At 63.4% G+C, this 8,184-nt stretch carries 8 protein-coding genes; 4 read left to right on the top strand and 4 right to left on the bottom strand.

Annotation, left to right across the window (positions count from 1 at the left end; genetic code table 11):
* Positions 1–90 precede the first annotated feature (90 nt).
* The 3 genes from EN884_RS16560 to EN884_RS16550 all read left to right on the top strand — a co-directional run bounded on the left by EN884_RS16560 (position 91) and on the right by EN884_RS16550 (position 3,436).
* Positions 91–465, top strand: a complete 375-nt coding sequence (locus tag EN884_RS16560; protein ID WP_013529829.1) for a YciI family protein — start codon at positions 91–93, stop codon at positions 463–465.
* Positions 462–1,736, top strand: coding sequence for an RNA polymerase sigma factor (locus tag EN884_RS16555; protein WP_024502666.1), 1,275 nt, complete (start codon positions 462–464; stop codon positions 1,734–1,736). Before EN884_RS16560 ends, EN884_RS16555 begins: the two co-directional genes overlap by 4 nt.
* Positions 1,737–1,921: 185 nt before the next feature.
* The gene (locus EN884_RS16550; RefSeq protein ID WP_027161453.1) at positions 1,922–3,436 is read left to right on the top strand and encodes an aldehyde dehydrogenase family protein; all 1,515 of its coding nucleotides are present in this window, start codon (positions 1,922–1,924) and stop codon (positions 3,434–3,436) included.
* Positions 3,437–3,498: 62 nt separating this feature from the next.
* Here the strand turns inward: EN884_RS16550 and EN884_RS16545 are convergent, their stop codons facing one another.
* The 4 genes from EN884_RS16545 to EN884_RS16530 all read right to left on the bottom strand — a co-directional run bounded on the left by EN884_RS16545 (position 3,499) and on the right by EN884_RS16530 (position 7,562).
* Complete coding sequence (locus EN884_RS16545) at positions 3,499–4,359, bottom strand: hypothetical protein (RefSeq protein ID WP_164895024.1); 861 nt, start codon at positions 4,357–4,359, stop codon at positions 3,499–3,501.
* Positions 4,360–4,746: 387 nt separating this feature from the next.
* A complete protein-coding gene (locus EN884_RS16540) occupies positions 4,747–5,079 on the bottom strand; it encodes a hypothetical protein (RefSeq protein ID WP_063168906.1) in 333 nt (110 codons plus the stop codon).
* Between the two features lie 62 nt (positions 5,080–5,141).
* Positions 5,142–5,990: an endonuclease/exonuclease/phosphatase family protein gene (locus EN884_RS16535; RefSeq protein WP_013529834.1), complete on the bottom strand. Its 849-nt coding sequence runs from the start codon at positions 5,988–5,990 to the stop codon at positions 5,142–5,144.
* A 108-nt stretch (positions 5,991–6,098) separates the two neighbouring features.
* The gene (locus tag EN884_RS16530; protein WP_024502662.1) at positions 6,099–7,562 is read right to left on the bottom strand and encodes a phosphatidylserine/phosphatidylglycerophosphate/cardiolipin synthase family protein; all 1,464 of its coding nucleotides are present in this window, start codon (positions 7,560–7,562) and stop codon (positions 6,099–6,101) included.
* A gap of 308 nt (positions 7,563–7,870) precedes the next feature.
* On the opposite strand from EN884_RS16530, the gene EN884_RS16525 reads away from it, so the two are divergent.
* On the top strand, positions 7,871–8,071 hold the full coding sequence (locus tag EN884_RS16525) for a hypothetical protein (RefSeq protein WP_082826544.1): 201 nt from the start codon (positions 7,871–7,873) through the stop codon (positions 8,069–8,071).
* Positions 8,072–8,184 lie beyond the last annotated feature (113 nt).

The raw sequence follows: 8,184 nt of genomic DNA, 5'->3' as shown, positions 1-8,184 counted from the left end.
GGCCAAATCCGTCACATCTGGATTTTTTTATCGACGTCATGTCGGGATCGGTCTTACTGTTTCGTCCTTTGACAGAGAAAAGGACCAGCCATGCTCTACGCAATCCTCTGCTATGCCTCCGAAGATGTCGTCTGCTCCTGGAGCAAGGCACAGGACGACGAGGTCATGGCCAATCTCCTCGACGTTCAGGACAAGTACGCCAAGGCTGGTCGGCTCGGCCCGGTGGCACGGCTTCTGCCGACCACGGCCGCGACGACGTTGAGGAAGGTCAAAGGCGAATCGGTCGTCATCGACGGGCCGTTCGCCGAGACCAAGGAACAGTTTCTCGGCTTCTACACGCTCGAATGCGCCGATCTCGACGAGGCGGTGGAGTTCGCCCGCGAACTTTCCGAGGTCAACCCGAGCGGCGGCTCCTATGAAATCCGGCCGGTTTCGGTCTTCAACCCAACAACGGTTTCCGCATGACCGAAATGGCCTGGATCAGCTCCGCGATCAGCGCCGCCCGCCCGCAGGCGATGGGCGCGCTGCTGCGTTATTTCCGCGATCTCGATACGGCGGAGGAAGCTTTCCAGGACGCGTGCCTCAGGGCGTTGAAGAACTGGCCGCAGAACGGGCCGCCGCGCGACCCGGCGGCCTGGCTGATCTTCGTCGGCCGCAACAGCGGCATCGATGCGGTGCGCAAGCGCGCCAAGCAGGCGCCGATGCCGGATGAAGACCAGGTTTCCGATCTGGAAGACGCCGAGAGCGATATCGCCGAGCGGCTGGACGGGGCGCACTACCGCGACGACATATTGCGGCTGCTGTTCATCTGCTGCCATCCCGATCTGCCGGCAACGCAGCAGATCGCGGTGGCGCTGCGCATCGTCTCCGGTCTCACCGTCAAGCAGATCGCGCGCGCCTTCCTGGTTGGCGAAAGCGCCATGGAGCAGCGCATCACTCGCGCCAAGGCGCGCATTGCGGACGCCGGCGTGCCGTTCGAGACGCCTGGCGCGGTCGAGCGCTCGGAACGGCTCGCCGCCGTCGCCGCCATGGTCTACCTGGTCTTCAACGAGGGCTATTCGACCAACAGCGGCGAGGCGCCGGCCCGCGCGCCGCTGTGCGAGGAGGCGATCCGGCTGGCACGGCTGTTGCTGCGGCTGTTCCAGACGGAGCCGGAGATCATGGGGCTGACGGCGCTGTTGCTTCTGCAGCATGCGCGCGCACCGGCCCGTTTCGACGAGAGCGGCGAGATCGTGCTGCTCGAAGACCAGGATCGCAGCCTGTGGAGCCGCAAGATGATCGATGAGGGGCTGGCACTGGTCGACAAGGCGCTGCGCCATCGCAAGCCCGGCCCTTACCAGGTGCAGGCGGCGATTGCCGCGCTGCATGCGCGGGCCGAAAAGGCCGAGGATACGGACTGGAACGAGATCGACCTGCTCTACCGCTTGCTGGAGCAGATGCAGCCGTCGCCGGTGGTCACGCTCAACCGGGCCGTCGCGGTCTCGAAGGTGCGTGGACCGGGGGAGGCGCTGGCCATGATCGAGCCGCTGGAAGAACGGCTTTCCGGCTATTTCCACTTTTTCGGGCTCAAGGGGGGCCTCTTGATGCAGCTCGACCGGGGCGACGAGGCGCGCGTCGCCTTCGACCGCGCCATAGCGCTTGCGAACACGGCGGCAGAGGCTGCCCATATCCGCATGCATATCGACCGGTTGATCAAGGACGGTGCGGTGCGCCCGCCGGCGAAAAAGGCAAACTGAGCGTCACCTCCCCATCTGGCTCAATCGTGTAGTTTGGGCTTGGACCATGCCGGGGTGGCGATTTTCCCCTGAAACGAGTAATGCCACGCCATGACTGCGCCTGAAGTGCCTTTCGGCACACGGGCGACACGGCGAAGGCTTAACCCAGCGCCATATGATGGCGACGGGATCTGAAAGGGACAAGAATGACGATAGGCAAGGAAACGACCGAACTGCTGGCGAAACTGGGCGTGGCCAAGGAAGCGCTCGTCGGCGGCGACCTGATCGTGCGCAGCCCGGTGACGGGCGAGCAGATCGCGGCGCTGAAGACGATCTCGCCGGCTGACGCGGCCAAGGTGATCGATGCCGCGCACAAGGCCTTCCAGGCCTGGCGCATGGTGCCGGGCCCGCGGCGTGGCGAACTGGTGCGGCTGCTCGGCGAGGAACTGCGCGCGCACAAGGCCGAGCTTGGCCGGCTGGTGTCGATCGAGGTCGGCAAGATCCCGTCCGAGGGGCTCGGCGAAGTGCAGGAGATGATCGACATCTGCGATTTCGCCGTAGGCCTCTCCCGGCAATTGTACGGCCTGACCATCGCCACCGAGCGCCCGGGCCATCGGATGATGGAAACCTGGCATCCGCTCGGCGTCGTCGGCGTCATTTCCGCCTTCAATTTCCCGGTCGCGGTGTGGTCCTGGAATGCCGCCCTGGCGCTGGTCTGCGGCGACGCGGTGGTGTGGAAGCCGTCGGAAAAGACGCCGCTGACCGCACTTGCCTGCGAGGCCATCTTCAAGCGTGCGGTCAAGCGCTTCGGCGCGGACGCACCTGATGGCCTGGCGCCGGTGCTGATCGGCGACCGCGCCGTCGGCGAGATCCTGGTCGATCACCCCAAAGTGCCGTTGGTTTCGGCGACCGGCTCGACCCGCATGGGCCGCGACGTCGGCCCGCGGCTGGCCAAGCGCTTTGCCCGCGCAGTGCTCGAACTCGGTGGCAACAATGCCGGCATCGTCTGCCCGAGCGCCGATCTCGACATGGCGCTGCGCGCGATTGCCTTTGGAGCGATGGGCACGGCCGGCCAGCGCTGCACGACGCTGCGGCGCCTGTTCGTGCATGACAGCGTCTACGACGCCCTGGTTCCGCGCCTCAAGAAGGCTTACGAGAGTGTGTCTGTCGGCAATCCGCTGGAGACCTCCTCGCTGGTCGGGCCACTGATCGACAAGGCGGCATACGAGGCCATGCAGAAGGCGCTGAAGGAAGCCGCCGCCCATGGCGGCAAGGTGACCGGCGGCACGCGGGTCGAGAACGGGCACCCGGATGCCTATTACGTGCACCCGGCGCTGGTCGAGATGCCCAAGCAGGTGGCCCCTGTCACGGAAGAGACCTTCGCGCCGATCCTCTATGTGATGAAATATTCGGATTTCGACGCCGTGCTCGACGAGCACAATGCCGTGGGCGCAGGCCTGTCGTCGTCGATCTTCACCCGCGACCTGCAGGAATCCGAGCGTTTCCTGGGTGTCGACGGATCGGATTGCGGCATTGCCAATGTCAACATCGGTACGTCGGGCGCCGAGATCGGCGGTGCCTTTGGCGGCGAAAAGGAAACCGGCGGCGGCCGCGAGAGCGGCTCCGACGCATGGAAGGCCTATATGCGGCGCGCCACCAACACGGTGAACTATTCCAAGGCGCTGCCGCTCGCCCAGGGCGTGTCGTTCGACATCGACTGAGAACTTCGGGATTTTGATCGCCCGCATTGAAAGGCATCCCCGTTACGGGGATGCCGCACCGATCAGCTTCCAGCCGGCGGAAAACAGGCATTGAAAGCGGTGTCGACGATGGCCAGTTTGGCCGCCTGGACTGTCATGTATTCCTGGTAGAATGTATTCGACACCCACATCACCGAATGGCCGCGCTGGCCGAGCCAGCCGATGCTGCCGAGATTCTCGGCAGCGCGCAGCTTGCGGGCCAGATGGGTCCGCGAGAGCTTGAGCCATTTGGCGAAATCTCCGATCGAAACCACGCTGGTCGGAATCTGGTCCAGGCCGGCGTGATCGGGGTCGATGCCCGACATCAGCCAGTCCATGACGATGCCGCCATTGTTGAGCCAGATGAACAGCGAAAAGGTCTGGTTGGGTTCGCGCACCGGCTTGGAGGCAAGCAGGCCGTCCGCCACCAGAGGCTGCAGCCCGGCAACCATCTCGGGGTGTGCGAGGAACCTGGCCAAGCGGTCAGCGCCGTCGAGGCGATCCAGCGTCCGCAGATGGGCAAGGACCCAGCCGGTAAAGGTCTGCACGGTTGCCGCCGTCGGCTGCAAAGGGTGCGTACGGCCGTCGCCACCCGACACATACTCGGCGATGTGGTAGTGCAGCATCTCCTTGATGAAAGCGTCCGCCGTGTTGCGGCTGGCGACCGCATGCTGGTGCACGAACTCGATGAACCGCGATACCGTCAGTTCCTTGCGGCGGTCGTGCGGATCGCGCCTGAAATGCATGGCGAGGCCGACATGACCCATTAGCCAACGCTGCTGCGTGGCGAAAATGGAAGCCAGGCGAGGGCTCTCCTCATAGATTCGGATCAGCGCCAGGGACTGTTCCTGAACGTAGCGATGCAACGCCGGATGGCCGGCAATATCTTCCAATTTCAGCGCCATCCTCCTGGTGTTCCGGTTCAACTCCAAAAGCCGAGTTGCGCTCCACATTTTTCAGCCTTCCACGGCTGTGTCCAGAGGCACCAAATGCGAAGAGCAAGCCCAACCCGAACACGGGTCGGGCAACGACCGGTCCATGGTGGGATCGGCTAGCCGATTGCCATGCCCTGGGAAGCGCGCCGGTGATCTGCGGCTTGACGAGGATGGTGGAGAGTGAGTTACCGGGCCAAGCGCAATCGCGACAAGATCAGCCAGGTAATCCAGCTGCGCGAACCGCGCCGCGCGTCAGTCGTCTGCAAGGCGTTTCCAACTGGTCCATGGCGGCATCTCTCGCCCCCCAATACGCGACCAACCGGCCGGCTTTCGCCGGCTGGTTGGTACGGATCGGGATCAGCCGCAGACGCGAACCTCTTCGATCACCCTGTGGTGGTGGCGCCAGTGCTTGACCAGTTCGATATGGCAGCGATGATGCCTGTGGTGGCGGCGATATTCGCCGTACCGGTATTCGCCATCGTCATACTGAACGTTCCGGTCGCCATCATACTGATTGTCGTAATAGCGATCCCGGTGGTGACGGCGAATAACGATCCCACTGTCGGAATCGTCGTCCGGCAAATATCGATCGTCGTCGGACTGGATGGTCACGCTTGCCGCTCGCGTCGGCGCAGTGATCGCCGCTGTCGCGGCCAATGCCAACAGGGAAGCCAGAATCAACTTCTTCATCTCGTCCTCCTACACGTTCAAGACATGGTAACTCGCGGAAGAACTGGGCGTTCCGACTAATTTTACACTCTTTGCGACGCGGGAGACATCAAGGCGTTATCGTCCACCCGCTCCAGGCGCACGAAAGCTGTCAGCGGCAGGTGGTCGGAGGCAACGCGTGAAAGCGGCGTGTCATGCGCGTCGATGGCGGCAATCATGCCATGCCGGTTGGCCATGATCCGGTCGAGCGCCAGCAGCGGCAGGTTCGACGGGAAGGTGGGGACCGCCGGCGGCTGCGGGCCGAACGTCGCATGCAGCGTGTTGAGAGCGGAGCGGTTGCCAAGCCGCCATTCGTTGAGGTCGCCGAGCAGCAGGGTCGGTCTTTCGTCCGGGCTGTTCATCAGGTCGAGCACGACGCGCGCCTGCTGGGAGCGGGAGCGGCGCAGCAGGCCAAGATGGGCGGCGATGATGCGCAGCGTCCGGCTTCCATCGAGGTCGATCTCCGCCACCACCGCGCCGCGCGGCTCCAGCCCCGGAAGCTTGATCTGGTGCACGTCGCGAACGACGCCCTTCTTGAACAGCAAGACGTTGCCATGCCAGCCATGGCCCTTGCCGGTGGCGGAAATCGGCACCGGAACCAGTCCGGTTTCCCGTTCGAGCCGGGGCAGGTCGAGAAGACCATCACGGTCGCCGAAGCGGTTGTCGGCTTCCTGCAGGGCAATGACATCCGGATCGATTTCGCGGATGACGCGGATGGTCCGGTCCGGATCGAACTTCCTGTCGACGCCGATGCATTTATGGACATTGTAGGAGGCAACCAGCGTGCCGGTGGTGGCTGTCGTCTTGAGTGCGGCGGCGTTAGCTTTCTGCATCCGGCGGTCACGAAGGGACAGAAGCATGCTTGCCGGGAGGCTGCGTCCAATTCTGTGCATCTGTGCTGCTCGTTCTCGCTGGCTTCAATTCAGAAGCCGGATACAGTCAAAATAGGCAATTTCGGCGTATGTTCCATGACAGACGAGTTCCTCAAGCGCACCTCCGCCTTAGAGATAGGGTGAACCGAGCCACAATGCCCGGTCGAACAGCCTGATTAGGAACGGCCGGGCTCGCAAGGCTTCCAGCGTTACCGGCACGGCGGAGGCAATCGCCGACCCGATCCGCGCCTCGATCTCGCTGGCAAAGCCGGCATCGAGCACCTCCAAGTCGATCTCGAAATTGAGCCGCAGCGATCGGGCGTCAAGATTGGAAGATCCGACATAGGCCCACACGCCGTCGATCGAAAGCAGCTTCGAATGGTCGAATGGTCCCTCGGTTCGCCAGACACGGCAATAGTGTTTGAGCACCTGATCGAACTGCGCCATCATCGCGCGGTCGACGAGGAAAAGATTGTTCACCGCCGGCACCACGATGTCTATCTCGACCCCGCGCCTGCCGGCGGTGATCAGGGCGCTGATCAGTTCCCGATCCGGCAGGAAATAGGGCGACATCACGCGTATGGACTTGCGGGCGACCGAGAACGCACCGATCAGCAGCTTGTGGTTGGTCTCGTTGCTGGCATCCGGGCCGGAAGCGACCGCCCGCACCATCATCGGTGCGCCTGGCGACGGCGACAGCGGGGCAATGCGCCAGGCGTCGCCCTTCAGCGCCTCGTTGGTGGCGAAGCGCCAGTCTTCGGCGGCGACCGAAAAGAGGTCGGCGACGATCGGGCCGGTCACCCGGAAATGTGTGTCCCTGGCGCTGTTGGAGCCGGCGAATTCGGCGGAGAAGCCTTTGCGGATGTTCATGCCGCCGGTGAAGGCGGCGATGCCGTCCACCACCAGGATCTTCCGGTGGGTCCTCAGATTGGCGTAGGGCAGGCGCAGGCCCATGACGATGTTGCCGTTGAAGACGTCGGCGGGGATGTTGGCCTCGCGCAAATGCCCCAGGATGCTCGGCACCGAGTAGCGGGCGCCGACGGCATCGATCAGCACGCGGACGGTGACGCCGCGCCGGACGGCGCCGGCCAGCGCCTCGACGAAGAGCAGGCCGACGGCGTCATTGTCGAAAATATAGGTCTCGAGCAGGACGCTGCGCTCGGCGCCGTCGATCGCCGCGCACATGGCGGCATAGGCCTCGTCGCCGGTCTCCAGCACATCGATTGCGTTTCCAGGGTTGAGCGCGCGCCGCGCCACCCTGTCGCCGAGTGTCCGCAAGCCCGTGAACCGTTGCCCGTATCGCTCGACGATCAGGGCCTCTTCGACAGCGACGTCGCGCTCATGCTTGGCGGACACCACGCCGTCGGCAAACGGGCGCTGGGCGGTGATCGTGGCACGGCGGATGCGATTGATGCCGGCGACGGCGTAGATCAGCACGCCGAGGATCGGGGACAGCACCATCACGCCGACCCAGCCGGTGGCGGCGCGCACATCTTCCTTGGTCATGACGGCATGGACGATGCCGACCGTCGCCATCACCACGGAGATGATCGCCAGAATTTGCGGCCAGTGAGTCGCCAGGGTCGCCAACATGCCGAGACTATCCAGCGAGCGGTTGCAGAAGGCAATGCGGCCGGTCCTGCCGCGCATTCGCCGGATGGTGGCATGCGGCCCTGGCCGAAGGTTTCGACCAGCCGCAGAGATTGATGGGTAGAAGCTTCCCAACGGACCCTGTTCAGAAGGACAAACCTGACCTAGCGGAAGCATAGAGCCTGGCATCATCCTGTTCTGCTCAGAGCCTCCGAAGCCTCTTATGCTTTGGTGCGACCTCTATTGTATATCAGGATGAATGAACTTAATGATATGAACACTTTGATTGATGGCGAGGGGGGCGCCTAACGATGAAATTCAACTTCGATGAACCTCCCGGCGATGACATAGTTGCCGACACGTCGGCAGAATGCCAACGCCAATTGCTGCCTCTCGTCCGCGAGATCGTCCAGGCGGCCGTCGCTGCCGGATGGAGCGAGGAGGACGTTCTTCTGGGGTTTGTCGAACTTGCATGGGATTTGTATGAGAATCGTCGCGACGATCTGCAATGACCGGTAGCCAATCTGGTAGCTCTGCATTGCTGGCGGTGTCGCGGCTTTGCGTCGGCAGCTTTTCGCGGTAGGAATTTTTTCTTGACACGGTGATCTCAGCTAAGGTATATATT

The sequence above is a fragment of the Mesorhizobium sp. M7A.F.Ca.AU.001.01.1.1 genome, from assembly GCF_004022735.1.
Classification (GTDB): Bacteria; Pseudomonadota; Alphaproteobacteria; order Rhizobiales; family Rhizobiaceae; genus Mesorhizobium; species Mesorhizobium ciceri.
The sequence above is the reverse complement of the archived record's forward strand: the minus strand, read 5'-3'. Positions and strand labels throughout refer to the sequence as shown.